This window comes from Kitasatospora sp. NPDC093679 (genome assembly GCF_040683455.1).
In the GTDB taxonomy this organism is placed as follows: domain Bacteria; phylum Actinomycetota; class Actinomycetes; order Streptomycetales; family Streptomycetaceae; genus Kitasatospora; species Kitasatospora arboriphila.
The window spans coordinates 15,949-39,766 of sequence record NZ_JBFBDW010000035.1 but is presented as its reverse complement, the minus strand read 5'-3'; the positions used below and the strand labels follow the sequence as shown (position 1 = coordinate 39,766).

Annotated in this window: 23 protein-coding genes and 4 pseudogenes; 18 read left to right on the top strand and 9 right to left on the bottom strand. The window is 72.6% G+C overall.

Annotated elements, in window-relative coordinates:
- The first annotated feature begins 105 nt into the window (after positions 1-105).
- The 5 genes from AB0O09_RS25700 to AB0O09_RS25680 all read left to right on the top strand — a co-directional run bounded on the left by AB0O09_RS25700 (position 106) and on the right by AB0O09_RS25680 (position 2,635).
- Positions 106-540: an Hsp20/alpha crystallin family protein gene (locus AB0O09_RS25700; RefSeq protein WP_363544886.1), complete on the top strand. Its 435-nt coding sequence runs from the start codon at positions 106-108 to the stop codon at positions 538-540.
- Positions 541-717: 177 nt separating this feature from the next.
- Positions 718-1,122, top strand: a complete 405-nt coding sequence (locus AB0O09_RS25695) for a DUF2267 domain-containing protein (protein WP_363544883.1) — start codon at positions 718-720, stop codon at positions 1,120-1,122.
- Positions 1,123-1,181: 59 nt separating this feature from the next.
- The gene (locus AB0O09_RS25690; RefSeq protein WP_363544880.1) at positions 1,182-1,580 is read left to right on the top strand and encodes a DUF2267 domain-containing protein; all 399 of its coding nucleotides are present in this window, start codon (positions 1,182-1,184) and stop codon (positions 1,578-1,580) included.
- An 85-nt stretch (positions 1,581-1,665) separates the two neighbouring features.
- A complete protein-coding gene (locus AB0O09_RS25685) occupies positions 1,666-2,034 on the top strand; it encodes an STAS domain-containing protein (protein ID WP_363544878.1) in 369 nt (122 codons plus the stop codon).
- A 247-nt stretch (positions 2,035-2,281) separates the two neighbouring features.
- Positions 2,282-2,635, top strand: coding sequence for a hypothetical protein (locus tag AB0O09_RS25680; RefSeq protein ID WP_363544875.1), 354 nt, complete (start codon positions 2,282-2,284; stop codon positions 2,633-2,635).
- An 88-nt stretch (positions 2,636-2,723) separates the two neighbouring features.
- Here the strand turns inward: AB0O09_RS25680 and AB0O09_RS25675 are convergent, their stop codons facing one another.
- Complete coding sequence (locus AB0O09_RS25675) at positions 2,724-3,725, bottom strand: pirin family protein (protein ID WP_363544872.1); 1,002 nt, start codon at positions 3,723-3,725, stop codon at positions 2,724-2,726.
- Between the two features lie 337 nt (positions 3,726-4,062).
- Here AB0O09_RS25675 and AB0O09_RS25670 point away from each other — a divergent pair, with 337 nt between their 5' ends.
- Entirely contained in the window at positions 4,063-4,620 is a 558-nt protein-coding gene (locus AB0O09_RS25670) for a hypothetical protein (protein ID WP_363544870.1), read from the top strand.
- Between the two features lie 414 nt (positions 4,621-5,034).
- Here AB0O09_RS25670 and AB0O09_RS25665 read toward each other — a convergent pair whose 3' ends face one another.
- Positions 5,035-5,499: a hypothetical protein gene (locus tag AB0O09_RS25665; RefSeq protein ID WP_363544867.1), complete on the bottom strand. Its 465-nt coding sequence runs from the start codon at positions 5,497-5,499 to the stop codon at positions 5,035-5,037.
- 327 nt (positions 5,500-5,826) lie between these two features.
- Here AB0O09_RS25665 and AB0O09_RS25660 point away from each other — a divergent pair, with 327 nt between their 5' ends.
- The 3 genes from AB0O09_RS25660 to AB0O09_RS25650 all read left to right on the top strand — a co-directional run bounded on the left by AB0O09_RS25660 (position 5,827) and on the right by AB0O09_RS25650 (position 9,470).
- On the top strand, positions 5,827-6,540 hold the full coding sequence (locus AB0O09_RS25660; RefSeq protein WP_363544864.1) for an ATP-binding cassette domain-containing protein: 714 nt from the start codon (positions 5,827-5,829) through the stop codon (positions 6,538-6,540).
- Positions 6,537-8,480, top strand: coding sequence for a YhgE/Pip family protein (locus AB0O09_RS25655; protein ID WP_363544861.1), 1,944 nt, complete (start codon positions 6,537-6,539; stop codon positions 8,478-8,480). Before AB0O09_RS25660 ends, AB0O09_RS25655 begins: the two co-directional genes overlap by 4 nt.
- A 198-nt stretch (positions 8,481-8,678) precedes the next feature.
- Positions 8,679-9,470: a maleylpyruvate isomerase family mycothiol-dependent enzyme gene (locus AB0O09_RS25650; protein ID WP_363544859.1), complete on the top strand. Its 792-nt coding sequence runs from the start codon at positions 8,679-8,681 to the stop codon at positions 9,468-9,470.
- Between the two features lie 372 nt (positions 9,471-9,842).
- On the opposite strand, the gene AB0O09_RS25645 is transcribed toward AB0O09_RS25650, so the two are convergent.
- Positions 9,843-10,730: a LysR family transcriptional regulator gene (locus AB0O09_RS25645; RefSeq protein ID WP_363544856.1), complete on the bottom strand. Its 888-nt coding sequence runs from the start codon at positions 10,728-10,730 to the stop codon at positions 9,843-9,845.
- Between the two features lie 81 nt (positions 10,731-10,811).
- On the opposite strand from AB0O09_RS25645, the gene AB0O09_RS25640 reads away from it, so the two are divergent.
- Complete coding sequence (locus AB0O09_RS25640) at positions 10,812-11,549, top strand: SDR family oxidoreductase (protein ID WP_363544854.1); 738 nt, start codon at positions 10,812-10,814, stop codon at positions 11,547-11,549.
- Between the two features lie 162 nt (positions 11,550-11,711).
- Positions 11,712-11,939 (top strand): annotated as a pseudogene (locus AB0O09_RS25635) (hypothetical protein); the annotation flags it as partial.
- A gap of 382 nt (positions 11,940-12,321) precedes the next feature.
- On the opposite strand, the gene AB0O09_RS25630 reads toward AB0O09_RS25635, so the two are convergent.
- Together AB0O09_RS25630 and AB0O09_RS25625 are read right to left on the bottom strand one after the other, a co-directional pair.
- Complete coding sequence (locus AB0O09_RS25630; protein ID WP_363544851.1) at positions 12,322-13,788, bottom strand: ornithine decarboxylase; 1,467 nt, start codon at positions 13,786-13,788, stop codon at positions 12,322-12,324.
- Positions 13,789-13,880: 92 nt separating this feature from the next.
- Positions 13,881-14,486: an NAD(P)H-dependent oxidoreductase gene (locus tag AB0O09_RS25625; RefSeq protein WP_363544849.1), complete on the bottom strand. Its 606-nt coding sequence runs from the start codon at positions 14,484-14,486 to the stop codon at positions 13,881-13,883.
- Positions 14,487-15,306: 820 nt separating this feature from the next.
- Between AB0O09_RS25625 and AB0O09_RS25620 the strand changes: the two genes are divergently transcribed.
- Positions 15,307-15,807 carry an ATP-binding protein gene (locus tag AB0O09_RS25620; protein ID WP_363544846.1) on the top strand — a complete coding sequence of 167 codons (501 nt, stop codon included), beginning with the start codon at positions 15,307-15,309 and terminating at the stop codon, positions 15,805-15,807.
- A gap of 60 nt (positions 15,808-15,867) precedes the next feature.
- Here AB0O09_RS25620 and AB0O09_RS25615 read toward each other — a convergent pair whose 3' ends face one another.
- Positions 15,868-16,884: a YihY/virulence factor BrkB family protein gene (locus tag AB0O09_RS25615; protein ID WP_363544843.1), complete on the bottom strand. Its 1,017-nt coding sequence runs from the start codon at positions 16,882-16,884 to the stop codon at positions 15,868-15,870.
- A gap of 465 nt (positions 16,885-17,349) precedes the next feature.
- Here AB0O09_RS25615 and AB0O09_RS25610 point away from each other — a divergent pair, with 465 nt between their 5' ends.
- From AB0O09_RS25610 to AB0O09_RS25590, 5 genes and pseudogenes are all read left to right on the top strand, one after another.
- Positions 17,350-17,766, top strand: a complete 417-nt coding sequence (locus AB0O09_RS25610; protein WP_363544991.1) for a GNAT family protein — start codon at positions 17,350-17,352, stop codon at positions 17,764-17,766.
- A 193-nt stretch (positions 17,767-17,959) separates the two neighbouring features.
- Positions 17,960-18,289: pseudogene (locus AB0O09_RS25605) on the top strand (integrase core domain-containing protein); the annotation flags it as partial.
- Positions 18,290-18,330: 41 nt separating this feature from the next.
- Complete coding sequence (locus AB0O09_RS25600) at positions 18,331-18,666, top strand: hypothetical protein (protein WP_363544841.1); 336 nt, start codon at positions 18,331-18,333, stop codon at positions 18,664-18,666.
- 311 nt (positions 18,667-18,977) lie between these two features.
- Positions 18,978-20,228: pseudogene (locus tag AB0O09_RS25595) on the top strand (IS256 family transposase).
- Between the two features lie 51 nt (positions 20,229-20,279).
- A complete protein-coding gene (locus tag AB0O09_RS25590; protein ID WP_363544838.1) occupies positions 20,280-20,834 on the top strand; it encodes a hypothetical protein in 555 nt (184 codons plus the stop codon).
- A gap of 29 nt (positions 20,835-20,863) precedes the next feature.
- Here the strand turns inward: AB0O09_RS25590 and AB0O09_RS25585 are convergent.
- Positions 20,864-21,159 (bottom strand): annotated as a pseudogene (locus AB0O09_RS25585) (transposase); the annotation flags it as partial.
- Positions 21,160-21,209: 50 nt separating this feature from the next.
- Positions 21,210-22,367 (bottom strand): FAD-dependent monooxygenase, encoded by a 1,158-nt coding sequence (locus AB0O09_RS25580; RefSeq protein ID WP_363544836.1) that lies wholly within the window; start codon positions 22,365-22,367, stop codon positions 21,210-21,212.
- 70 nt (positions 22,368-22,437) lie between these two features.
- Between AB0O09_RS25580 and AB0O09_RS25575 the strand changes: the two genes are divergently transcribed.
- Positions 22,438-22,995, top strand: a complete 558-nt coding sequence (locus AB0O09_RS25575) for a TetR family transcriptional regulator C-terminal domain-containing protein (RefSeq protein WP_363544833.1) — start codon at positions 22,438-22,440, stop codon at positions 22,993-22,995.
- 281 nt (positions 22,996-23,276) lie between these two features.
- Here AB0O09_RS25575 and AB0O09_RS25570 read toward each other — a convergent pair whose 3' ends face one another.
- A complete protein-coding gene (locus AB0O09_RS25570; protein ID WP_363544830.1) occupies positions 23,277-23,693 on the bottom strand; it encodes a nuclear transport factor 2 family protein in 417 nt (138 codons plus the stop codon).
- Positions 23,694-23,818: the final 125 nt, after the last annotated feature.

Below are 23,818 nucleotides of genomic sequence, written 5' to 3'. Positions count from 1 at the left end.
CGTCACTCTTTCGACGACTCGGTGTTTGTCATCCGATGGATGACATGTTAGAACAGATTCAGGTGAAAGCGCACTGGCACCCTTTTCCACTGGAGGTGTTTCGCGATGCTGATGCGCACCGATTCGTTCCGCGAGCTGGACCGTCTGACCCAGCAGTTGCTGAGTACCCAGGGCACGTGGTCGCGGCCCACCCCGATGCCGTTGGACGCTTACCGCGACGGCGACGAGTACGTGATCTGCTTCGACCTGCCGGGCGTCGACCCGGAGGCGATCGACATCGACGTCGAACGGAACATGCTGACCGTGAAGGCCGAGCGCCGCCCCCGCCGCGACAGCGGGGACGTGAAGTGGGAGCTGTCCGAGCGCCCGCTCGGCGTCTTCTCCCGCCAGGTGATGCTGTCCGACACCCTCGACCCCGCGGGGATCACCGCCGACTACGACGCCGGCGTGCTGACCCTGAAGATCCCGGTCGCGGAGAAGGCCAAGCCCCGGAAGATCGCCATCAGCCACACCGGCAGCCGCAAGCAGATCCAGGCCTGAACGGCCGCGAGCCGCCGGCCCCGCCCAGCTCTCCCCAGGCGCAACGGGCGGGGCCGGCCCACCCCACGTGCCCGGCGGCGGGGCGGGTGCCGCCGGTGGTCCCCGCCCCCGCCGGGACCCGGCAGTTGCAGCGCAAGGCGCTCGGACCGGATCCACTCACGACAGGGAGGTTCTCCGGTGCCCCTGCGATGGGACGCGTTCCTGGACGAGGTGCGGGAACGCGGCGAATACGACACTCCGCACGAGGCGGAGCGGGCGGCCCGCGTCGTGCTGGCGCTGCTCGGCGCCCACCTGGTCGGCGAGGTGCGCGCCGAGCTGGCAGCCCGCCTGCCCGAGGCCTTCGCCCTGGTCCTGCTCAACCCCCTCCAGGCCGCCGAACCGCTCAGTCCCGACCGGTTCGTCCGCGCCACTGCCGCCTGGATCGAGGGCGCCACCGAAACCACCGCCCTGTGGGACATCGGCGCCGTCCTCAGCACCACTGCCGAAGCCGCCGGCGACGACCTCACCGAACGCATCCTGCTCCAACTGCCGCCCGGCTACGACATCCTCTTCGGCCGCCCCCAGCCCGGCCGACGCCCCTGAAACACCGGGTTCCCGACGCCACCGCGTGCAGGCACCCACGTCCCGGAAGGCCACCGCCCATGACCCGGCACCGCCTCCTCCTCCAGCAGGTCCGCACCCTCGGCCGCTACAGCGACGACGAAGAAGCCGGTCGCGTCCTCGATACCGTCCTGACCCTCCTCGGCTCCCAGCTCACCGGCGAAGAGCGCTGCGACCTCGCCGCCGTCCTCCCGGAGCAGGACCGGGCCGTCCTCGTCTCGCAGGTCCCGCTGCCCGAGCCGGTCACCGCCCCGGCCTTCGTCGAGGCCGTCGCCAGGGCCCTGCACACCAGCCTCGCCTGCGCCCGCTGGGACACCTCCTCCGTCCTCGCCGCGCTCGCCGACCACGCCGGCGACGAGCTTATCGACCGCCTGCTCGTCCGGCTGCCGAGCGGCTACGCGCTGCTGTTCGGCCGGGCGGACCTCGCCGTCGCCGCCTGACCCCGCTCGCGCCCGAACCAGCTCGTCCGGGCCGGACACCGGAGCCGGCCCCCACGGAGCACGACGCAGGGAAGGAAGGGCGGCCATGCCGGGCGACCTGAAGACGAACGTGGAGCGCGTGGGCCCCGTTGCGGTGTGCTCACTCGCCGGGGACCTGCACATGGACAACCAGGAAGAGGTGCGAGCGGCCCTGAAAACCGCCCTCGGCCTCCTCCCCGAAGTCCTGGCCGTGGATCTCACAGGGGCGGAGCTCTTCACGTCCAGCGGCCTGAACGCCCTGCTGCGGGCACGCCTGGACGCGGCCGACCGCTTCGTGCCCCTCGTGCTGATCACCCCCAGCCGCGCGGTGCGCCGCGTGCTCGCGGTGACCGAGGCGCAGGACCTGTTCCCGATCTGCGCCACCGCGGAGGAGGCCGCCCGGTACGCCCCGACCAACCGGGCCCCGGGCGGGTGACCCGGGCCCGTTCGCACCCTGCGGCGCCGACACCGGCCGTCCCCGGGGGCCGGCCGGCAGCCGGTGGCCCCGGGATCGTGCACCCTGGGCCGCCCCGGGCAGTTCCCGGCCGGGGCGGCCTGTGGTGCGCCTGGTCTCCGCCTGCCGATCCGGCGTGCGCCACTTCCCCGGGCGGACGCCCTTGTCCGGGTCGGGCCGCTTCCCTAGGCTGACCGGGCACGTCCCGCCGGGGGGAAGGACACCGCGCATGATGAGACGTCTTGTTCCGCTGGCCGCAGTGATGTTGGCGCTGGCCGCCTGCAGCTCGGCCGGGTCCGACGGCCGGAAGGCCGACAGCGACGGCGAGCTGGCCTGCTCGCTGGTGCGGAGGCTGCCCGACCGGATGCCCGACCAGCCGGCCGGCGGTTCGTCGGACCGTTCCTGGGACGTCGCCGTCGGCCGACTGAGCACGGCCGCAGAGCTGGCCCGGGTGGCCGCGCTGGAGGACGAGAAGTACCAGCCGCTCGCCGACACACTTGCCACCGCCCGGCAGACGTTCTCCACCACCTTCGACCTCCACCGCGCCGAACCGGGCATCAAGCAGGCGCGCACCCACTGCTGACACCGTCGCCCGCAACGCCGAGACGGTTCCTGTCGTCGGGGCGGCCGACGACGCGCGACGCGACGGCCCCGGGAGCCACGCTCCGCCGTCACCGTTCCGGGCGGCGATCGGCTCCCCGCGCGGTGTGCGGCATGATCGCGTCGTCCGGGATCACCCCGAGCCGGCCCGCCTCGTAGTCCTCCACGGCCTGGATGATCTCGGCCTTGGTGTTCATCACGAACGGCCCGTAGTGGAAGACCGGCTCCCGGATCGGCTCGCCGCCCAGGATCAGCACGTCCAGGTCGGCCGTGTCGCCGTCGGGCCGGCTGCTCGCCGTGACGGTCAGGGCGCCGCCCGGGCCGAAGACCGCGAGCTGGTGGGCGGCGAGGGGCCGGCCCTCGGTCCCCACCGAACCGTGTCCCGCCAGCGCGTAGACCAGCGCGTTGAAATCGGGGCGCCAGGGCAGTACCAGACGGGCTCCGGCCGCGATGGTGGCGTGCGCAAGGGTGATCGGCGTGAACGTCGAGCCGGGGCCGGCATGTCCGTCGAGGTCTCCGGCGATGACCCGCACCAGCGCGCCGCCGTCGGCCGAGGACAGCAGGGTGACCTGGTGCCCTTCGATGCTCTGGTACTTGGGCGGGTTCCACTTGCTGGCCCTGGGCAGGTTGACCCACAGCTGGATGCCGTGGAACAGCCCACCGGAGACGACCAGCGCCTCGGGCGGCGTCTCGATGTGCAGGATCCCCCTCCCCGCGGTCATCCACTGCGTGGCGCCGTCGGTGATCAGACCGCCGCCCCCGTGCGAGTCCTGGTGCTGGAAGAGACCGTCGATCATGTAGGTGACGGTTTCGAAGCCCCGGTGCGGATGCCAGGGCGTGCCCTTGGGTTCGCCCGGTGCGTAGTCGACCTGGCCCATCTGGTCCATGTGGACGAACGGATCCAGCGCCTCCATCGGAACACCGGCGAAGGCCCGGTACACCGGGAAGCCCTCGCCCTCGAACCCGCTGGGCGCGGAGGTCACCGCGGTGACCGTCCGCTGCGTGGCGACCTGCGGATCGGGTTCGGCGACACGCGGCAGGTCCAGCACGTTGTCCACGGTCACGGCGGGCATGGCAGCCTCCCCGAGGGGTCGGAAGGTCCGGTCCAGTCTAGTGCCGGGGCGGCCCGCCGGCATCGTCGCGCCCCGGGTACCCGATCTTCCCGACCCCGACCCCGACCCCGGCCACGGCCCGCGCGGACCGGGGGCGACATCTGCGGGCCGCCGGCCGGCCGGCGGGGCGCGCACGTGGCCTCGCCGACCGTCGGAACGGGCACCGGGCTCACGCGGACGGTCCTCCTGCCGAAGCATCATGACGGCCGGTCATGCCGGGAGGAGCGGATCGGTCCGACCGTCGGCCGCTGTCGGAGGGGCGCGATACCGTTTCGGATCTTCGTTCGAGGGGGATTTCATGCGTCAGCTTCTGCTCGGTCTGATCATCGCCGTCACCGTCGTCCCGCTTGCCGCATGCAGTGAGGGCTCGCCCTCCAGCAGCCGGGCGTCAGCGGCGGGCGCGCCGTCGGTCTCCAGCACGCCGTCCGCCGTCGATGCGCCGACGCTCTCCGCGGAGGCCCAGGCCAAGCTCGCCGCGTGGTTCGCGGACAGCCGCCACAGGCAGGGCATGCAGGCCCTCGACCACGGCCTCCGCGACTTCAAGCGCAGCGTGGCCATCGCCCCGGCCGCCCCTGCCGACTACATGACGATCCGGTCGGCGTGCAGCGACCTCGACCACGATCTCAACATCATCAAGGACTTCGACCCCGTCCCCGATCCGCAGTCCCAGGCGCTGTGGTCCTCGGCGGTCACGAACCTGCGGCAGGGTGCGGCCGACTGCCTGACCGCTGCCACCGCCAACGACGCCGCCAAGGTCACCCGGGCCAAGGCCGCGCTCCTCAAGGGCGACACCGACTACTCGGCCGTCGTGGCCCGGCTGGGCACCGTCCTCGGCGTCGCCCCCACGGCCGGCTGAGGACGGCGCCGACGCCGCGGCGGCCGGTCCGGGACACGGGTGTCCCGGACCGGCCCCGGGCACCCGACCGACTGCCCTGGGTTCAGGTGCAGGTGGCGCGGCTGTCGTCCTCGACTACCGCAAGACCGACCACCTGTAGCCACGGCCAGCCGGTCCGCCCGCGCCTTCCCCCGCGCTGCCGCCGGGGCCGATGTGCGTCAGGAGCCGGGGCGGACCCGGCGTAGGGGACTCGGCGACCGGCGGATCCGGACGAGTCCCCCATGTCACCGACGGCGGGCACCGGGTGTCCTTCGGAAGACCCCCACTCTCGACTGCCCCGGCCGACGGGCGTCGTTGACCCCGAACCTCGGGGGTGCAGGCGGCCGGTGCCGAGGGGGCGCCTGCCCCCCTGTCCCGTCCGGGCCGGTACGGCGACTACCGAATCCGCATGCAGGGCTGGTGGTTCGGCATCGACATGTAGTGGCCGGCGTCGAAGCCGCCGACGTTCAGGGTCGAGACACCACGGCTACCGCCCGTGCCGTAGCCGAGGTCGGTGAGCCGGCGGCAGAGCGCCAGCGCGTCCTCGGGGGTGGTGTCTTCCGTCACGTGGATCGTCAGGGCCCGACCTCCTCCCACGGCGTCCGCGGCTTCGGGCGGAGGCACGAGCGTCTCGCCGTCCAGGACGTGGGGCAGGCAGCGCACGTCGTCCGGAAGGCCTGTGGTGGAGCCGCCCATCCAGCTCGACGTGGGCCGCGGCGATGCGCAGGCCTTCGGTGCCGGAGAGCCCTGCGGGCTCACCGACATCACCGGTTCGCTGCTCTCCGCGCTCGGCGCGGCCCGACCCTCGGCAGCCGAGGAACATCCGGCCAGCATCAAACCGGCCAGCACGGCGCCTGCCACTGCGAGTCTCATCGCGACAACCCTCTCCCCAAGATCGTTTCCACTCTAGCGGCCAGGTCAAGTCACTTGTCGTCCAGGCGTGAACGCCCGCATCACGTCCGGCCCCGCCGCGGGCCGCACCCCCCTCAGACACCCCCTCGGACACCCCCTCGGAGCGGCCGCCCCGACGGCTCCGGATCCCGGAGCGTCCACCACTGCCCACGGCACGTCCAGGCCGCGTGCCGTGTTCCCGGCGGACGGGACTCTCCTGCACCTCCGGCCGTCGGCGTGACCGGCATCTCACTGCCGCGGGGGAGTGGAAGCCGCCCCGGCGGACAACCGGTTGCCATGGAGATCCAGGGACTACCGGTCACCGCACACGGCCTCGCGGTCCACGGACCACGCGGACCCGTCTTCGAGGACGTGGATCTGGAGGTCCCCTCGGGGGGCCTGCTCGTCGTCCACGGCCCGGGCGGCTCCGGCCGCACCAGCCTGCTGCTCGCCCTCGCCGGACGGATGCGGATCACGGCGGGCACCGTGCAGGTCGGGCAGTACAGGCTGCCCGGCCGACGACGCGACACCGCAGCGGTACGCACGGCCGTGGCCGTCGCCCGCGCCGAGCCGGCCGTCGCGCTGGAGGGCCGCCTGACCGTCGCCGAGCACATCGCCGAACGGACCTGGCTCCACCCGGGAACCACACGGACGCTGGTGGCCGAAGCCCTCGCCGTGACCGCCATCGCCCCCGACCCCGCCGCCCTCACCGAAGACCTGCACCCGGCCGACCGGGTCCTGCTCGCCGTCGCCCTGACCCTGGCCCAGAAGCCCGCCGTCCTCGTCGTCGACGACGCCACCCACGGCTGCCCACCCGCCGACCACCACCGCATCTGGCACGCCCTCCAACAGGTCTGCGGCACCGGCTGCACCGTGCTCGCCGCCGACACCGCACCACCACCGCTCGGCCCGCACCACACGCTGAGCCTGCCCCGGCACACCGCCCACCTCCTACGGGCCCGCTCCCTGCCCGCGGCGGCCTCCCCGGCGGTCGGAAGCGAGGCGGCATGACCGCGCTGCGCCTGGCCGCCCTGGAACTGCGCCGCTTCCGCGGACCGCTGCGCCGCTTCGTCCCCCTGCTGCTCTGCCTGATCCCGCTCCTGTACGGCGCCATGTACCTCTGGGCGAACTGGGACCCGTACGGCAGGACCTCGCGCATCCCGGTGGCGGTCGTCGACGAGGACCGCCCCGCCCACAGCATCACCGGGGAACCGGTCGACGCCGGCGCCCAGCTCGTTCAACAGCTCAAGGCCTCCGGCGACTTCGGCTGGCGGTTCGTCGACGCCGACGCGGCACACGCCGGCCTCAGGTCCGGACGCTACTTCTTCGTCCTGCACATCCCCGGCGACTTCAGCGCGCGGCTCGCCACCGGCGGCACCGACCGCCCGGAGAAGGCCGGCATCACCATCGAACTCAACGACGCGAACAACTACATCGCGGGCATCATGACCGAAGTCGTCCAGTCCCGTCTCCAGGCACAGGTCGACTCGGCCGCGCACGCCGCCTACGTCCGCGCCCTGTACGGCGAACTCGGCGGCATCCGAGACCGCCTCGCCACCGCCTCCGACGGCGCCCACCGCCTCCAGGACGCCACCGACACCGCCGGCCGCGGCGCCGCCGCCCTCACCAGCGGCACCACCGCCCTGCACACCGGATCCGCCCAGGTCGCCGCCGGCAGCGACAGCATCTCCGCCGCCGTCACCCAACTCGACCGGGCCACCGAACTCCTGGACCGCAAGGCCGCCGCCGACCTCCCCGCCGCCGCGGCCGCCCTCGTCCGCACCGCCGAACTCGCCGCCGACGGAACGCACACCGTCCACGACACCACCACCCGCATCAAGACCGCCACCGGCGAGCAGACCACCCGCCTCACCGCCCTCGCCGACCACCACCCGGGCCTCGCGGACGACCCCGCCTACCAGGCCCTCCTCCAGCAGGCCCGGCAACTCGACGACACCGCAGGCCGACTCGACGCCGCCGCAACCGCCGCCGACACCGAAGCCCGGCAGAACCTCGACCACGCCCACCGGCTCCAGGACGGCGTCACCGGACTCCAACAGCACATCCAGGACGCCCGGACCCCGCTGCGCCTGGTCGACACCGGCACCCGCGACATCGCCGACGGCGCCCGCACCGCCACCGACGGCCTCACCGCGCTGCAGCAGGCCGCCCAGAGCCTGCAGACCGCCACCGGCCAGGCCCACGCCGCCGCCGGAACCCTCACCGCCACCACCGACGAAGCCCTCCGGAAGATCCCGCCCACCGACCCCGACCACGTCGCCCGCGCCGCCGAGGTCCTCGGCACCCCCGTGCACATCGACCGCACCGACCTCCACCCCGCCGGCGTCTACGGCCGCGGCCTCGCCCCCTTCTTCTTCGGCATCGCACTCTGGGTCTTCGGGCTCTTCGCCTACCTCCTGCTACGACCCCTCAACCCGCGGGCCCTGGCCGGTCGGACACCCGCCCGTACCGTCGCCCTCGCCGGCTGGCTCCCCGGCGCCGCGCTCGGCTGCGCCGGCGCCGTGGTCCTCTACGCCGTCGTAGACCTCGCCCTCGGCCTCCACCCCCGGCACCCCGTCCTCACCCTCGCCCTGCTGCTGCTCGCGGCGGGCTCCTTCGTCGCGGTCGACCACTTCCTGCGCACCGCCCTGGGCGCCCCGGGCGACGTGCTCTCGCTCGTCCTGCTGATCCTGCAGCTCACCGCCTCCGGCGGCCTCTACCCGATGCCGACCGCCCCGGGCTTCTTCCAGGCCCTCAACCCGCTGCTGCCGATGACCTACCTCGTCGACGGCCTGCGCGTGACGATCTCCGGCGGCGAACCGGCCCATCTCGTCCGCGACGTCCTCGTCCTGGCCGCCTTCGCCGCCGCCGCCCTCACCGCCACCACGCTCACCGTCCGGCGCCACCGCACCTGGACCGTCGCCCGCCTCCACCCCGACATCGCGCTCTAGACGATCAGCGGCCGGCCCGGGACACGTCGTGCCGGTCTTCCGGGGCGTCCAGGACGTGACGCGGCTGACGCCGGGACAGCAGGCGGGCGGTGGGCCGCCGTTCGCGGCTCCGGCCCGAGCGGGCCCGTGCTGCGCCGCTGCCGCGGTGGCCGGGGAAAACCGTTTTCCCGTGGGCCGAGCAGGTGATAGACACCCCGGGTGCAGAACACTCTCGATTTCTCCGACCTCCTGCGGCTGATCGACGAACGGTCGACCGCGTTCCGGGCCGCGGTCGCCTCCGCGCCCGACCTCGACGCGCAGGTGCCGACCTGCCCCGAGTGGACGCTGTTCGACCTGGCGCAGCACCTGGGTGGCGGCGACCGCTTCTGGGCCGCCATCGTCGGTGCGGGCCCCGCCGACGCCCCGCCGGCCGGGGCCGCCGCCGCGCGGGCCGCCCTGGTCGTACCGCGGGAGCGCGAGGCCCTGGTGGCCTGGCTGGAGGAGTCGACGCAGCTGCTGCTGGGTGCGCTGCGGGAGGCGGGCCCGGACGCCGGCTGCTGGGCGTGGTGGAGTGCCCTGCAGACGCCGCGGACCTCCGGCGGGGTCGCCCGGCACCGGGTCCAGGAGAGCGCGGTGCACACCTACGACGCCCGGCTCGCCGTGGGTGCCCCGCAGCCGCTGCCGGCCGAGGCGGCCCTCGACGGTGTCGAGGAGTTCCTGTTCACCTGCGTCGCGACGCCCAGCGCGTGGCCGCACAAGCCCACCGCCTTCGACTTCCACGCCGCCGAGGGGCGCTCCTGGCGCCTCACGGTCGACGGCGACGGCGCCCGGACCACCCGTCTGCCCGCCGCCACCGGGGCCGAGGGCCCGGACGCAGCCGCTGTCTCCGCCCACGCGACAGCCGGTGAGCTGGTCCTCTTCCTCTACGACCGTGTCCCGGCGGACTCCGTGCGGATCGACGGCGACGCCGGGCTGTTCGACCTGCTCCGCGCCTGGGAGCCGGAGGAGTAGGACGTCACGGGCCGTCGTGTCAGTCCCGGCCGGGGCTGACACGACGGCCCGTGTCATTTCCAGGTACCGGCTCTCCTGGTCACCTCGTCCGAGACTGCCGGCGCTCACGGCCCGGTCGGTGTGCTCTCCGGCGTTCAGGCGGGCGGGGACGCACAGCCGGGTGGCGGAAGCCGTCGCCGTGTCCGGCTCGGTCCAGGGGATGCGGTGGGGCCCGCTGTGGGAGACGTGCGCGTGACGGGCTCTCAACCGGCGACGGAGTCGATTCGTCTGCCGTCCCGGACGGTCCGGGTCCTGAGGGCCTGTCTCATCGGTCTCGTGGGTCCTGGGGCTGTCCGAGCCGTCCCGGGCGGTGGCCGGTGGGGCAGGGGCCGGTCACAGCCGTGTGGCCGTGCGGACCAGGCAGGCCAGGGCGAGGGAACGACTGTGTGCGGGCCAGGCTATGTGGGTCACGACGGGAGGCGCGTCGGTCAGCGGGACGGCCGCGTGCTCGGCCCACAGCCAGGAGCGGGCGGAGTCGGGGACGACCGCCACCGTGCGTCCGAGGGCGATCAGTTGGGCCAGTTGCGTCTGGTTGTGGATCTCGGGGCCCGGCCCGGGGGCGTAGGTGCCGTGGGTGGGCCAGCGGGCGAGCGGCAGATCGGGGACGTCCCTGACCTCGGCCAGGGACAGGGTCTCGCGGGCGGCCAGCGGGTGCCCGGCAGGCAGGAGGGCGACCTGCCCCTCGGTCATGAGCGTCTCGCTGTCGAATCCGGCGAGGGAGTTCCACGGGGTGTGCATGAGCGCGACATCGGCACGTCCGTCGCGCAGCAGCTCCTCCTGCTCGCACATGCCGCACAGCAGCACCTCGACCTCGGCGCTGCCGGGTTCGACCGCGTAGGCATCGAGGAGCTTGCGCAACAGCTCATGGGACGCGGCCGCCTTCACCGCGAGCACCAGCCGGTCGCGGGGGCCCCCAGGGCTGTCGGCACCCCCGGCGCGCCGGGTGCGGCGGACGGCGGCAGCGGCCGCGTCGAGAGCCGCCCGGCCCTCCTGCAAGAGCACCTCTCCGGCGCCGGTCAGGCGGACACCGCGGCGGTCGCGCTCCAGCAGACAGACCCCGAGGCGCCGTTCGAGCTGCTGGATCGCCCGTGACAGCGGCGGCTGGGCCATGCCGAGGCGCTCGGCGGCACGCCCGAAGTGCAACTCCTCGGCCACAGCCACGAAGTACCTCAACTCGCGGGTTTCCAGGGGGGTTTCCGGGGAGTCCACGGCCGACAGCATACGCGGTGATACCCGCCGGGTATGACAGGGCACCGTACCGGTGTTGGCCGCACCACCCGCCCACCGGCCAGCATCATCTGCATGAGCGAAACGATGATCGCGCTGGTGACCGGCGCGAACAAGGGCATCGGGTACGAGATCGCGGCCGGACTGGGCCGCCTCGGCTACCGCGTCGGTGTGGGAGCCCGCGATGCGACCCGGCGTGAAACCGCCGTCGGCAAGCTGCGCGCCGCCGGCGTGGACGCCTTCGAGGTACCGCTGGACGTGACCGACGACCGGAGCGTCACCGATGCCGCAGAACTGGTCGAACGACTGGCCGGACGCCTGGACGCCCTGGTCAACAACGCCGGAATCCCCGGCGAGATGGGCCCGGGATGGCTACAGGAGCCGACCGCCCTCGACCTGGAGGTGCTCCGCACCGTCGTGGACACCAACGTCATGGGCGTCGTCCGGGTGACCAACGCGATGCTGCCGCTGCTGCGGCGCTCGGCCTCGCCGCGCATCGTCAACGTCTCCAGCAGCGTCGGCTCCCTGGCCCGCCAGGCGGACCCGGACATCGAGGTCGGCCCGATCATGGCGGCCTACGCGCCGTCGAAGTCCTTCCTCAACGCCCTCACCCTGCAGTACGCCCGGCAGTTCGCCGGTACCGACATCCTCATCAACGCCGCCTGCCCGGGCCTGGTCGCGACCGACTTCACCGGCTTCCACGGACCCCGCACCCCCGCACAGGGCGCAGCCACCCCGATCCGGCTCGCCACCCTCCCCGACGGAGGCCCGACCGGTTGCTTCTTCGAGGACGACGGCGTCGTCCCCTGGTGATCACCGGCCCACCGCGGACCGGTCGGGGTGGCGCCGCGCGAGGCGCCCGACCGGCCCGCGGCCGAGGTTGTTTCCGCCCCGGCGGGTAGAAGCACCCCAGCGCCCTGCGGCACGTCCGCACCGGCCGATGCGCCCGCCGGGTGTGGGAGGAGGGCCGCGGTCATGGGCGAGGAGACCGGTCACGTCACCGGGACCAAGGACAGGGACTACGACCTGCTCTGGTTCGCCGAGGCGTGCCTGAGCAACGCGCTGCGCCTGGAGACGTACGCGGCGGACGCTGAGAGCGCGGGGGACGGCGAGGTCGCCGAGTTGTTCCGCAAGGCGCAGGCCGACAGCCGCAAGGGCGCGGAGACGGCCAAACGGCTGCTCGCCGCCCGCCTCACCGGCGGTGCAGGCGGCGGAAGCGGGGACGAGCACGACGGGGACGAGCATGACGGGGACGGCGCGGCCGGCACCACGACCGAGGGGGCCGATGAGGGTACCGCCACCGTCCTGCGTGAAGACCCCGAGGTCGGCGACGGTGCCCCCGGGCCGGCCGGCGAGCCCGGTGCCCTGCCGCAGGATCCGACCAAGCCGTAGGCGGCCGGCCCCGGCCGCCGAGACCCGGAGGACGGCAGGGCGACCTCACGGACGCTCCTGAGCCGCGGATCGTCCGACCTGCGCCGGCTCGGGGCGAGAGCGCGTCCCGCCCTCGCCGCGAGCCGGGGCGATGTCCTTGACGTGCTCCCTCATTCCCCGTCGGTCGTTGCGCGCCCACCCCGTGCCTTCCGCATCAGCTTTCGACGGCGACCCGCACGGTCTTCAACCGGGGGGCGGCGGCGTCGGGGACGACCATCCCGGCATCGATCCCGGTGCGCAGGTAGGCGATGACGTCGTCGTTCAGTCGCTCGCCCGGCAGGGCGGCCGGGATGCCCGGCGGGTACGGGGTGAGCATCTCGGCGGCGATCCGCCCGTCGGCCTCCTCGACGGGCACGTCCTCCACCGGTCCGAAGAAGGCGTCGCGGGGGAGCACGACCTGTTCCAGGCGCAGCCGTGCGGGGCCGGGGACGTGGACCTTGCCGGCGGGCGGGAGGCCGGGTGCGACGGAGACGAGTTCGGTGAGGGCGGAGAGGAGGGCGTGCGCGGTGGTGGTGTCGTCGGCGTGCGTGAGCTGGGCGCTGATCCGGCGGTGGTCGCACACGTGCAGGTCGACCTGGTGGTGGGAGCGCAGCCAGTCGCCCGCGAGGTAGCCGGTGGTGTCGAGCGCGGAGATGTCGACGACGAGTTGCAGCGGGTCGAGGTCGGCGGCGCGGCCGGGCCGGCAGAAGTCCTCGCGGCCGTGGACGTGCAGGCCCTCCAGCGCGTCGATGCGCTCCCGCAGGCCGGTGGCGAGGTCGAGGGCGGCGTCGTACAGGCTGCGGCCGTGCTGGACCATCTGCCGGCGCCAGCCGTCGAGTGCTGCGTAGATCAGGACGGAGGGGCTGGTGGTGCCGAGCAGGTCGGCGCGCTCCTTCAGGGTGGCCGGGTCCACCAGATCGCCCTGCAGGTGGAAGACGGAGCTCTGCTCGAAGGCGGAGCCCATCTTGTGGACGGAGGTGACGCAGACGTCGGCGCCCGCGTCCATGGCCCAGGTCGGCAGCTCGGGGTGGAAGGGCAGGTGGGCGCCCCAGGCCTCGTCCACGATCAGCGGTCGGCCGTGGCGGTGGGCGGTGTCGGCGATCGCGGCCAGGTCGGCGCAGGTGCCGTACGGGGTGGGGGAGGTGACGAGGGCTCCGCGGGCGTCGGGGTGCCTGCGGAAGGCGGAGTCGAAGGCGTCCGCCGAGGGCGGGTGCGCCAGGTGCAGGTCGGGGTCCCACTGCGGGTCCACCCAGACCGGGCGGATGCCGGCGAGGATCAGGCCGGCGACGACGGACTTGTGGGCGTCCCGTCCGACGAGCAGCTCCTCGTGCGGGCCGGCGACGGAGAGCATGGCCGCCTTGACCGACAGCGAACTGCCGCAGGTGGAGAGGAAGGTGTGCTCCGCGCCCACCGCCTCGGCCATCAGTTCCTGTGCGTGTTCGAGGATGTGCCGGGAGGAGGTGCGGTCGTCCAGGCCGGACACCGCAAGCACGTCGGAGCGGAAGACGTCCGCGCCGAGGACCTCCAGGACACGCGGGTCGGCGCCGCGGCCCTGCTTGTGACCCGGCGGGGTGAACGCGGTCGGCGGGTTCGCGTGGTGGGCCGCGAGCGCTTCGAGGACGGGGGCCTGTGACTGGTCCATGCCGGGCGCCTGCCCCCGCGGCCGGGGCGAAAACTCGGGCGGCGGCGCCGGCGGGTACCGGAATCGGTGCCGTCGCCGGCGCCGCACAGGGACTACTGGGCGGGGGCGGGCCAGTCGCGGCCGGCGAGGGCGGTGGCGACGTGGTGCAGGTTGCGGGCCATGGTGCGGCCGGTGGAGTGGGCCCACTCGTGGCCCTTGTCCTCGTCGAGGTAGTCGGGGCCGGGGCCCGGGCCGAGGTGCCAGTACGTCCAGGCCTGCGCCGGAATCGTGTAGCCGATGTCGACGAGGCCGCCGCAGATCTCGCTGATGACGTGGTGGGCACCGTCCTCGTTGCCGGTGACGACCACCCCGGCGACCCTGCCGTACCCGGGCGGGCGGCCTTCGTCGTCGGTCTCGGAGATCATCGCGTCCATCCGCTCCAGCACCCGCTGGGCGATCGAGGAGGGACGGCCGACCCAGGTCGGCGAGGCGACGACCAGGATCTCGGCGGCCAGCAGCTTCTCGTGGACGGCCGGCCACTGGTCGCCCGCGCCCATGTCCGTCTTCACGCCGGGCCTGAGGTCCAGGTCGACGGCGCGAACGGTGTCCACCTCCACACCGAGGGAGGTGAGCTCGGCTCCGACGACGGCGGCCAGCGCCTCGGTGTTCGACGGCTCGGGGGACGGTTTGAGGGTGCAGTTGATGACGAGTGCGCGCATGGTCCGCGGGTACCCGCCCGGCCGCTCGGCATGTGGCGCGCTCACCGCAGGTCACCCGCACGGCGGGGCGCGCCCCGCCGTTCCGGCTGGAAGAGGACGTCGACGGCGCCGTCGCGCGTGGCCCGGTGCGGCGGACCCGGCTCACGCGCGTTGCGTTTGAGGGACCGGCCGCCGACGGGCGCGAGGTGCCGTACGTGGACGTGGCCCGCGGGCGCGGAAGCGACGCGCGGACGGAGCGGGCTCCCGCGCCGGCCGGTCCAGGGGCGGTGGAGACGGCTCAGGGGTCGGCTGCAACGGACGGGGGCGCGATCGCCTTCTTCCGGGGTGTGCGGACAAGGGGGTCGAACCGGCGTTCGTGCTGCTGGAGCGAACCCCGGACCGGTCCCTGGTCCGGGCCGGGCGGACGACAGCGCGCACCGCTCGTTCCACTCAGACACCTACGCACCCGGACCCGGACCGGGGCAGGAACATGCGGCGGAGGAGGACAGCCCGCCCCCCCGGCGACACCGTCACCAGCGAAGGTCGCCAGGCCGAGAAGACGGCCGGGGGCCCTTCGTTGCCGCTGTGGGCTGTGATCGCCCCGACCTGTGCCGCAGATCCGTTCCCGGACGTCCCGCGGTCGGGGGATGCTTCACAGGACCGGGACCGGGACCGGGACCGGGCTGGTGGCGCGGGCAGCGCCTCCCACCCAGCGGCGTCCCGGCGCCGTGCTGGTCGAGGACCTCGTCCGCCACGCCTCCGGCCGCCGGCTTCCGACGTGTGGGTGATCCCGAGCCGGGCAGACGCGGGGCCGGAGAACTCTGACCGACCGGGATCCACCATGTGCACTTCTCCCTCCTCCGCGTCCGAGGAGCGCCGCCGACTGGAATTCCCACTCCACTCGGGCGGCGCCTGCGTGGCCGACGGCATCGACTTCACCCGCCGGACCCTCGCCGACTGGCAGCTGATCGGCCACCCCACGGCCGAAGAGGCCGTCCTGGTGGCGGCCGAGCTCCTGGCGAACGCGGCCGAGCACGCCGACGGTCCGCTCGCCCTCGTCCTGCAGCGGCGGCCCGGCCGGCTGCGGATCGCCGTCACCGACCGGAGCCCGGAACCGCCCCGCATCGACGCGTTCCACCGACCCTCCGACGCCAAGGGGCGCGGTCTGGCGGTCGTGGAGCGTACTGCGGCCGTCTGGGGCTCCGCACCGGACGGCTGCGGAAAGAGGGTCTGGGCCGAGCTGATGCTGCCCGGCGAGCCCGGCGCGCCGGATCCCGGGGCTGCTGAAGAGGCCGCACACGCGGCCGCGGCCGCGGCCGCGGCCACGGCCGCGCCTCGTTGAGGCAGAAGCGGGCCGTGGGGCGATCCGTGCCGTGGACGGCTGCGCGGATCGGCACGGGTGCTACCGACCCGGCGGGTCGAGGTCGTCGTCCTCGTCGTGCCATGTCCGGGTGTCCCGGGGGGCGACGTACGGTTCCAGGGTCCGGGGCTGTCCGGTGCGGATGGCCTGTTCGCGGGCGAGTTCGGCGTCGAGTTCGAGGCCGAGGAGGACGGCGAGGTTGGTCAGCCACAGCCAGACGAGGAAGACGACGACACCGGCGAGGGTGCCGTAGGTCTTGTTGTAGGAGCCGAAGTTGGCGACGTAGGCGGCGAAGCCGGCGGAGAGCGCGAGCCAGAGCAACACGGCGAGCAGGCTGCCGGGGGAGGTCCAGCGCAGGCCGCGGCCGCGGACGTTCGGGGCCGCCCAGTACAGCAGGGCGATCATCAGAGCGACGAGTAGCACGAGGGCCGGCCACTTGGCGACGGCCCAGACGGTGAGCGCGGTGTCACCGAGGCCGAGCAGGTCACCGGCGCGTCGGGCGACCCGGCCGGTGAAGACGACGATCACCGCACAGAGCACGAGCAGGACCATCGTCAGCAGCGTCAGGCCGATCCGCAGCGGCGTGGTCTTCCACATCGGCCGGCCCTCGCGGATGTCGTAGACGGCGTTGGCGGCGCGGATGAACGCACCGATGTACCCGGACGCCGACCACAGAGCGCCGGCGAGGCCGATGACGGCGAGGAAGCCGCCTGCGGCGCGGCCGTTCTGCAGCTGGGTGATCGCGCTGTGCAGGATGTCGCGGGCGGGTCCGGGTGCGAGTGACCGCAGGTTGTCGAGGACGGTGTCCGTCGCCGAGGTCCCGGCGAGGGCCAGGACGGACACCAGCACCAAGAGTGCCGGGAAGATCGCCAGGATGCCGTAGTAGGTGAGGGCGGCCGCCCGGTCGGGGAGTTCGTCGGCCATGAACTCGCGAGCCGTGCGTTTCAGCACCTGCCACCAGCCCCGTGCCGGAACGTCCAGAGGGCTGCTGGGCCCTTCCAGGCCGCCACGGGCCGGTCCCTCGGCTCGCCGGTCATGTCTGCTGTGCTCGTCTGCCATGAGCCCGCGTGTTCCCACCGGGCACGTGCTGAACCGGCGGCCGTCCGCAACGGGTCCGGCGGTGTCCTGGCCCGGCCCCTCGCCGGGCACGTCGTGCGTCGGCAGCGTGCTCGGCCGGAGGAAGCAGCCCCCGGACCACAGGGTGGGGTGGCACCGACCGCGTCACCAGGCGTCAGCGCTACGCCTGGTACGGCGCGCCCCGTTCCACCTGCCCGCCGAGGCGCACTGCCCGGCCCGCTCGGGTTGGCCGTCGCTCTGGGAGACGGCTGGGGCGCTGCGTCCCACTGCTGTCCCAGCTTGTCTGGGACATACGTTCGCTAGCATCCGCCCATGACCAGCGAGAACGCCTCCCCGATCATTACCCTTGTCCCGCTTGACGTGGACGACGCCGAGCTGCTGCACGCGTGGCGGTCCGAGCCGGTGGCCGCGCACGAGCTGGGCCACTGACCGCGCCCGCTCTCGGCGATACGCGAACAGATCGAGCGCGACATCGACGACGCCGACCACGACGGCTTCCTCGTTCTGCTCCCGGACGGCACGCCGGTCGGCGCGGCAGCCCTGGCCGAGCAGAACATGTCCGATGGCACCGCCACCGTCCGTCTCATCGTCGATTCGGACCACCGCGGCCGCGGCTATGGGCGCGCTGCCCTGGATGCCCTGGCCGACCTCGCATTCGGCGAACTCCCGCTGCACCGCCTCGAAGCGCTCCCTCACACGGGCAATGCCCCGGCGCTCACAGTCCTTGCCCGTGCCGGCTTTACCCACGAGGGAGTCCGGCGGTCCGCCTGCCTCCACCGGGGACGGCGGTACGACATCGCGATGCTCTCCCTGCTCCGTCCGGAGTGGGCGGCGCTGGAGCGGCCGCGCTCCTGGGATCTGTGACTGGACGTTTTGTCGACGGCGAAGTGAGGGAGCTTTGGCTGTGCGCGTTGTCCTCCACCGACCCCGGTGGCCGAGCGGGAAGATGTGGCTGGTTCGCTTGCCCGGGCCTTGGCCGTGCCGCGTGTCAATGTCGGCGACTGAGCTTTGCCCCGCGACGTGGACACCCTGACACTTGGATCTTGTTGATCCAAGAGTCGAAGGCGTGATCTTTCACTCGGGCAGGGGCTCGCAAGACGGCTCGGCCGAGTTCGCGAGACTCTGCCGGCGTTACGGTGTCCGGCGGAGCATGGGGAAGGTCGGCTCCAGCTACGACAACGCCGCCGCGGAGAGCTTCTTCGCCTCGCTGAAACGCGAGTTGATGCACGGCGCGCGCTGGGCCAGCCGGCATCAGGCGCGGCTGGACGTGTTCCGCTGGATCTCCTTCTACAACCTCCGCCGCCGCCACTCCACCCTCGGCTACCTCAGCCCGATCCAGTTCGAACATCAGACAGCGGCGTCCCATAGGATCACCCTCGCCGCATGAAACTCCGGTGTCCACGTCCCGGGGAAGGCTCAGGGGAGACAGTGGAGCGGATCACCGAGGACCAGATCGCACAGCTGAGCGGTTTCGTGTTTGCGCGAATCCCCGACGCGGCCCTACTCCAAGGCGAAGCCCGTCGCGCTGCCACAGCCCTGCGACTGGCCGCAACCAAACAGGTTGCGGCGGTGCGCTTCCACCGAGCCTCATCGCCCGAGCGCGCGGCGGAGACCGAGCTGCACGCAACCGCCTCGTGGAACCTGCTGGTCGCCCTCGCCCAAATCTGGCACGACCACCCAGAGTTCCCCGCCGACGCCGCCATAGAGACCTTCGAGTACGACTCCGAGTCTCCCCTCTCTACGACTGAGCCCCGCGAGCAATAAGCCCTACCGGACTTGGTGCAGAGAAGGTTGATGCGCCAGGTTCCGGCCAGGGACTTGACCCGCTGGGACTTGGGCACCGCGACCACGTAGCCGAGGCCGAGCTCCTCGAGTGCCCGGCGGAAGGCCCAGCCCTGCCCGTAGGCCTCGTCCGCAGTCACCAGGCGGCGGGCAGGCCGGCGGCGATGCAGCGAGCAATGCTCAAGACCTGTGGATCGGTTCCGGGAGGAATGCGGAGGACGTACCTTCCCGATTGATCCCGTGATGGTCATCGAGTAGGCCCGCGTTGCAGCGCGGGTCGGGAAGGCACGCCCATGCTCACCGTAGTCACCGACGACGGCTCGACCCAGTCCGGCTCCCTGATCGACGAGATCGCCCGTGAGGGCGCCCGTCGCATGCTGGCCGCCGCGCTGGAGGCGGAAGTCAACCAGTACATAGCCGAGTTGACTGCCGAGACCGACGAGCGAGGGCACCGCCTGGTGGTCCGCAACGGCCACCACCGGCCCCGCACCGTGGTCACCGCGGCCGGCCCGGTCGAGGTCACTGCGCCCCGGGTGAACGACCGCCGCATCGACGAGGCCACCGGCGAGCGCAAGCGGTTCTCGTCGAGGATCCTGGCCCCGTGGTGTCGCAAATCCCCGAAGGTCTCCGAGGTGCTGCCGCTGCTCTACCTGCACGGGCTGTCCTCGGGGGACTTCGTGCCGGCGCTGGAGCAGTTCCTCGGCGGCGCGGCCGGCCTGTCACCCGCGACCGTGACCCGGCTGACGAAGCAGTGGCAGGACGACCACGCCGCTTTCCAGCGGCGCGACCTGTCGCAGACCGACTACGTCTACGTGTGGGCCGATGGTGTGCACCCCAAGGTCCGCCTCGGCCAGGCACACTCGTGCCTGCTGGTCCTGCTCGGCGTCCGGCTGGACGGCACCAAGGAGCTGATCGCGCTGGCCGAGGGGCTTCGGGAGTCGACCGAGTCGTGGGCTGACCTGCTGCGCGACTGCCGCTGACGCGGCATGCGCGACCCCGAGCTGGTCGTCGGCGACGGCGCCATGGGACTTTGGCGGGCGCTCGCCGAGGTGTTCCCCGCCGCCCGCCACCAGCGGTGCTGGGTCCACAAGGCCCGAAATGTCACCAACGCCCTGCCGAAGTCCGCACAGCCGGGCGCGACGAGGGCGATGCAGGAGATCTACAACGCCGAGGACCGAAAGCACGCGGAGAAGGCGATCGAGGCGTTCGTGAAGACTTACGGCACGAAGTGGCCCAAGGCCGTCGCGAAGATCACCGACGACCGGGAGGAACTGCTGGCCTTCTACAACTTCCCGGCCGAGCACTGGATCCACCTGCGGACCACGAACCCCATCGAGTCCACGTCCTCCACCGTCAAGCTCCGCACCAAGGTCACCCGCGGCGCCGGCAGCCCGGCCGCCGCCCTGGCGATGGTGTTCAAGCTCGTCGAGTCCGCCCAGGCTCGCTGGCGCGCGATCACCGGCGCCCACCTCGTCGTGCTGGTCCGCTCCGGCGCCCGCTTCGAGAACGGCATCCTGGTCGAGCGCCAGGAGCAGGTCGCGTGACCACACGAAAACAGGTGCACAGATCCGGCTCAGCGGTGCGACACTGCCCCCATGACCAGGCCAGAGCTCTCCGAACTCGACTATTTGCGGGAGATCGAACGGCTCGCCAAGGCAGTCGCCTCCGCGGCTGCCGGCGAGCAGTGGTACGCCGGCGACACCGAAGGTGAGGGGCCGCTCCAACGTAGTGTCAACGCCCTGGGACGGGCACTGCTGCACTACCACTTTCCCCTGGACGGATGCCTGGAGGAGGAGGCAGAGCGTCCACATGTTCCTCTCGCCGCCGTGGCCGTCATCCGCCCCGAGGCCATGCCCGTCGGCACCGACGAGACCTACTCGCATGCCTGTGCCCGGCTGGGCGTGGAGGCACGCCCCGAAGGGTGGGCGTTGTGGGAGACCTGGGTCGACGGCAACGCGAAGGTCACCATGGTCGTCTCTGCCGTGGACACCACCGAGGGCTTGCTCACCAACTGGGCCAAGGGCAGAGACCTGCTCCCGGTCATGCCGCTGCCCTCCCAGATCGCCCAGGTTCACGCCGGCTGGACCGGCTGGGGATCGATCTTCTCCCCCTACGGCAAGAGGAAGCTCGGTCTCAACGGACAGTCGTGATCCACAGGTATTGACTATTGCTCGATGCAGCGGCGCACGATCGCCAGCGCCAGTGCGCCTTTGGTCGCGAACCCGCAGTCGTCGGGGATCTTCGCGGCCCGGCAGCGGTCCGGATCGCCCGTCCAGGACTTGGGCAGGTAGAGCTCGCGGTCGACCAGGGCCCGACCACGATCGGTGGCGTAGGCAGCGAACACGCCGATCTGGCTGGGGGTACCCCCTCTGGGGGATTGTCGATCTTTCCGGAGGTACCGGTGTACTGCCGCGACACCCCGGCCGAGGTCGTGCCCTTCTTGATGAAGCCGGTGTCGTCCAGGACCAACACCCCGCCGGATCCAAGCCGTTCACCGACGGACCGGACTTGCGGGGTGAGTCTGGTCAGCCCAGGCGGGGCGGTGTCCAGGCGTGGTGGCGCAGGATCATGTGCACGGCGGTGCGGGAGGGGGTCAGTCGCATCGCGGTGTTGCGCAGGGCGACGGCTAGGGGGTTGGAGAGCTGGTGGCCCATCCGCCCGGCCTGCCGGGCGGCCCGGGCGACCGATTGGCTGCGGGGACGGCGGTCGGTGTCGTAGCGGGTGAGGGCGGCTTCGACGGTGGGCTCGGTAGCGAGGGCTGCGGCCAGAGTGACCGCGTCCTCCAGAGCCTGGCAAGCGCCCTGGCCGAGGTTCGGGGTCATCGCGTGTGCTGCGTCGCCGAGCAGGGCGATGCGGCCGGCCACGAATGCGGGCAGCGGCGTGCGGAGTTCGTTGACGTCGTGGTGGAGCACGGCGTCGGGACGGGTCGCGTCGAGCAGGGCGGGGATCGGGTCGTGCCAGGTGTGGAATCGGCGGCGCAGTTCGGCGAGCGGGTCGGCGAAGCGCGTCCCGGCGGGCAGGGTGAGGACGGCGTGCCACTCGGCCCGCCCGTCGTTGAAGGCGATGTGCCCGAACTCGGCACCGCGCCCCCAGGTCAGCTCGAAGTCGGTATGGAGGTCGACTGCCTGCTCGGTAATGGCGCGCAGCACGGTTGACCCGCTGTAGACGGGGCCGGGGTGGGTCGGGAAGAGGCTGCTGCGCACTCGGCTGCCGGTGCCGTCGGCCGCGACCACGAGGTCGGCGTCCAGGGCAGTGCCGCCGCAGGTCACTCGGACCGGTGCGGGGCCGTCCGGTCGGATCTCGTGGGCCTCCGAGCCGATCAGTAGGCATTCGGCGGGCAGAGCCTCACGCAGCAACCGGTGCAGGGTGGAGCGGGGGATGCCCGTGATCGGGGTTCCCACCGCTTCCTCCAGGGCCGCGCCGTCCATCCGGGTGAGCCAGCCGCCGTCCGGGATGCGGGTGCCGCCGTTGTACTGGCCCCGTGAGGCCGTCCGGACTGCTGTGCCGACGCCGAGCTCGTCCAGTGCCCGAAGGCCGTTGGCGGCCAGTGAGATGCCTGCTCCCGCGTCGTTGAGAACCGGCGCGCGCTCGACGACCGTCACCTCCCAGCCGATCCGGTGAAGGCCGATCGCTGCGGCCAATCCGCCGATGCCGCCGCCGACGACCACTGCGGTGCTGCCCATGTCGAACCTCCAAGGCTTCTACATCTGTAGATGAACCTTAGTGGACCCGCTACAGGTGTAGAAAGGAGCTATGGCTTCCAACCGGCGCACACTCCTCGCGGACGCGGCCCTCGACGTGCTCGCCAACGAGGGGATCCGCGGCCTGACCCACCGTGCGGTCGACCGTGCGGCGGGCATGCCGACCGGTACCACCTCGGCGTACTTCCGCACCCGGTCCGCGCTGCTCACTGGGCTCGTCACGCGCCTGGTCCAACTCGACCAGGCGGAGCTGCAAGCGCTGGCCGAGCAGCTGCCCGTACCTCGCACCGCCGAGGAAATGGTGGACGGCGTCGCCCTGCTCGCCCGGCATCGGCTCACCGGCGAGGGCCGCCGCCGCTCGCTCGCCCGCTATGCCTGCACCGTCGAGAGCGTGCGTGACCCGGAGCTGCGCGAGATCCTCATCCCCCGCGAGAACGCCGGCCGAGAGTCCGTCCGGCTGTTCCTCGCCGCACACGGCGTGGCGGATGTCGAGGCCCGCAGCCAGATTCTGCTCTCCTGCATCGACGGATTGGTCTTCGACGGGCTGGTGAGCGGCGGCGACGTGTCGCGCGAGGCTATCGAAGGCCTGGTCGTCGCCGCCTTGCGGTAACGCGGGGCAACATGAGCGGACGCGCGAGCTGATCGAACCGACGGTCAGGCTGCGGATCGACTGCGCGCGCCCGAGCGGCGTCCGGCGAGGATCGCCCGCAGCACCGCCGAGGCGGTTCCCGGCATCCCGCTGCCCGGCCGCCAACGGCCGCGGGCCATGGGCACCCACCCCCGCCCAGGAGACTCAAAGAGCGGCTCCATCGACGGTCGGCCGCGCCAGCGGCGCCCCACGCCTGTCGCTGCGTCGAACCGTGAGAGGGTCGGATCCGGGCGGGGCGGCCCTCATGCCGTCCCGGCCCGGGCGGCCTCAATCGCTGCAATCAGCGGCGTGATGTCCCGCTCGAAGCTCAGCTCGTGCAGCAGCGTGGTCCACCGCCCGCCCGCGCGCTGCCAGACGAAGCAGTAACGCACCGGGACGCCCTGCTGCTCGCGGTGCATGATCACGGTGCCCTGGTCACCGCGCACGACGGTGGCGAGGAAGCGCACGTCGTCCACCGGGTCGCCGACCTGCTTCCCCTGGTCGCGCATGGCCCGGAAGTGCAGCATGAACTGCTCCTTGGTGATCGTCACCACCTGCCCGGCCTCGTCGGTGCGGATGTTCTCGAACGACGGGTCGTAGAGCTCGTCCAGCGTCTCCACGTCCATCGCCAGGCCGGCGTCGAGGTACTCGCGCATGCGGGTGATCAGTGACTGGTCCATCGTGGCTCCTGTGCTTGTGGTTCTGTCGGACGGGGTGTGTTCCCCGCCCCTGCTGCACCAAAGTCGCAGGGGCCGGCGGCAGATCACCGGCATGCCGCTGTCGGTCGGTTGCACCGCGTTGTCAG

Excerpts from the sequence above, each read along its gene's own strand:
- AB0O09_RS25700 (WP_363544886.1), top strand. The coding sequence starts at position 106 with ATGCTGATGCGCACCGATTCGTTCCGCGAGCTGGACCGTCTGACCCAG.
- AB0O09_RS25690 (WP_363544880.1), top strand. The coding sequence starts at position 1,182 with ATGACCCGGCACCGCCTCCTCCTCCAGCAGGTCCGCACCCTCGGCCGC.
- AB0O09_RS25685 (WP_363544878.1), top strand. The coding sequence starts at position 1,666 with ATGCCGGGCGACCTGAAGACGAACGTGGAGCGCGTGGGCCCCGTTGCG.
- AB0O09_RS25680 (WP_363544875.1), top strand. The coding sequence starts at position 2,282 with ATGATGAGACGTCTTGTTCCGCTGGCCGCAGTGATGTTGGCGCTGGCC.
- AB0O09_RS25675 (WP_363544872.1), bottom strand. The coding sequence starts at position 3,725 with ATGCCCGCCGTGACCGTGGACAACGTGCTGGACCTGCCGCGTGTCGCC.
- AB0O09_RS25670 (WP_363544870.1), top strand. The coding sequence starts at position 4,063 with ATGCGTCAGCTTCTGCTCGGTCTGATCATCGCCGTCACCGTCGTCCCG.
- AB0O09_RS25660 (WP_363544864.1), top strand. The coding sequence starts at position 5,827 with ATGGAGATCCAGGGACTACCGGTCACCGCACACGGCCTCGCGGTCCAC.
- AB0O09_RS25655 (WP_363544861.1), top strand. The coding sequence starts at position 6,537 with ATGACCGCGCTGCGCCTGGCCGCCCTGGAACTGCGCCGCTTCCGCGGA.
- AB0O09_RS25645 (WP_363544856.1), bottom strand. The coding sequence starts at position 10,730 with ATGCTGTCGGCCGTGGACTCCCCGGAAACCCCCCTGGAAACCCGCGAG.
- AB0O09_RS25640 (WP_363544854.1), top strand. The coding sequence starts at position 10,812 with ATGAGCGAAACGATGATCGCGCTGGTGACCGGCGCGAACAAGGGCATC.
- AB0O09_RS25630 (WP_363544851.1), bottom strand. The coding sequence starts at position 13,788 with ATGGACCAGTCACAGGCCCCCGTCCTCGAAGCGCTCGCGGCCCACCAC.
- AB0O09_RS25625 (WP_363544849.1), bottom strand. The coding sequence starts at position 14,486 with ATGCGCGCACTCGTCATCAACTGCACCCTCAAACCGTCCCCCGAGCCG.
- AB0O09_RS25620 (WP_363544846.1), top strand. The coding sequence starts at position 15,307 with ATGTGCACTTCTCCCTCCTCCGCGTCCGAGGAGCGCCGCCGACTGGAA.
- AB0O09_RS25615 (WP_363544843.1), bottom strand. The coding sequence starts at position 16,884 with ATGGCAGACGAGCACAGCAGACATGACCGGCGAGCCGAGGGACCGGCC.
- AB0O09_RS25590 (WP_363544838.1), top strand. The coding sequence starts at position 20,280 with ATGACCAGGCCAGAGCTCTCCGAACTCGACTATTTGCGGGAGATCGAA.
- AB0O09_RS25580 (WP_363544836.1), bottom strand. The coding sequence starts at position 22,367 with ATGGGCAGCACCGCAGTGGTCGTCGGCGGCGGCATCGGCGGATTGGCC.
- AB0O09_RS25575 (WP_363544833.1), top strand. The coding sequence starts at position 22,438 with ATGGCTTCCAACCGGCGCACACTCCTCGCGGACGCGGCCCTCGACGTG.
- AB0O09_RS25570 (WP_363544830.1), bottom strand. The coding sequence starts at position 23,693 with ATGGACCAGTCACTGATCACCCGCATGCGCGAGTACCTCGACGCCGGC.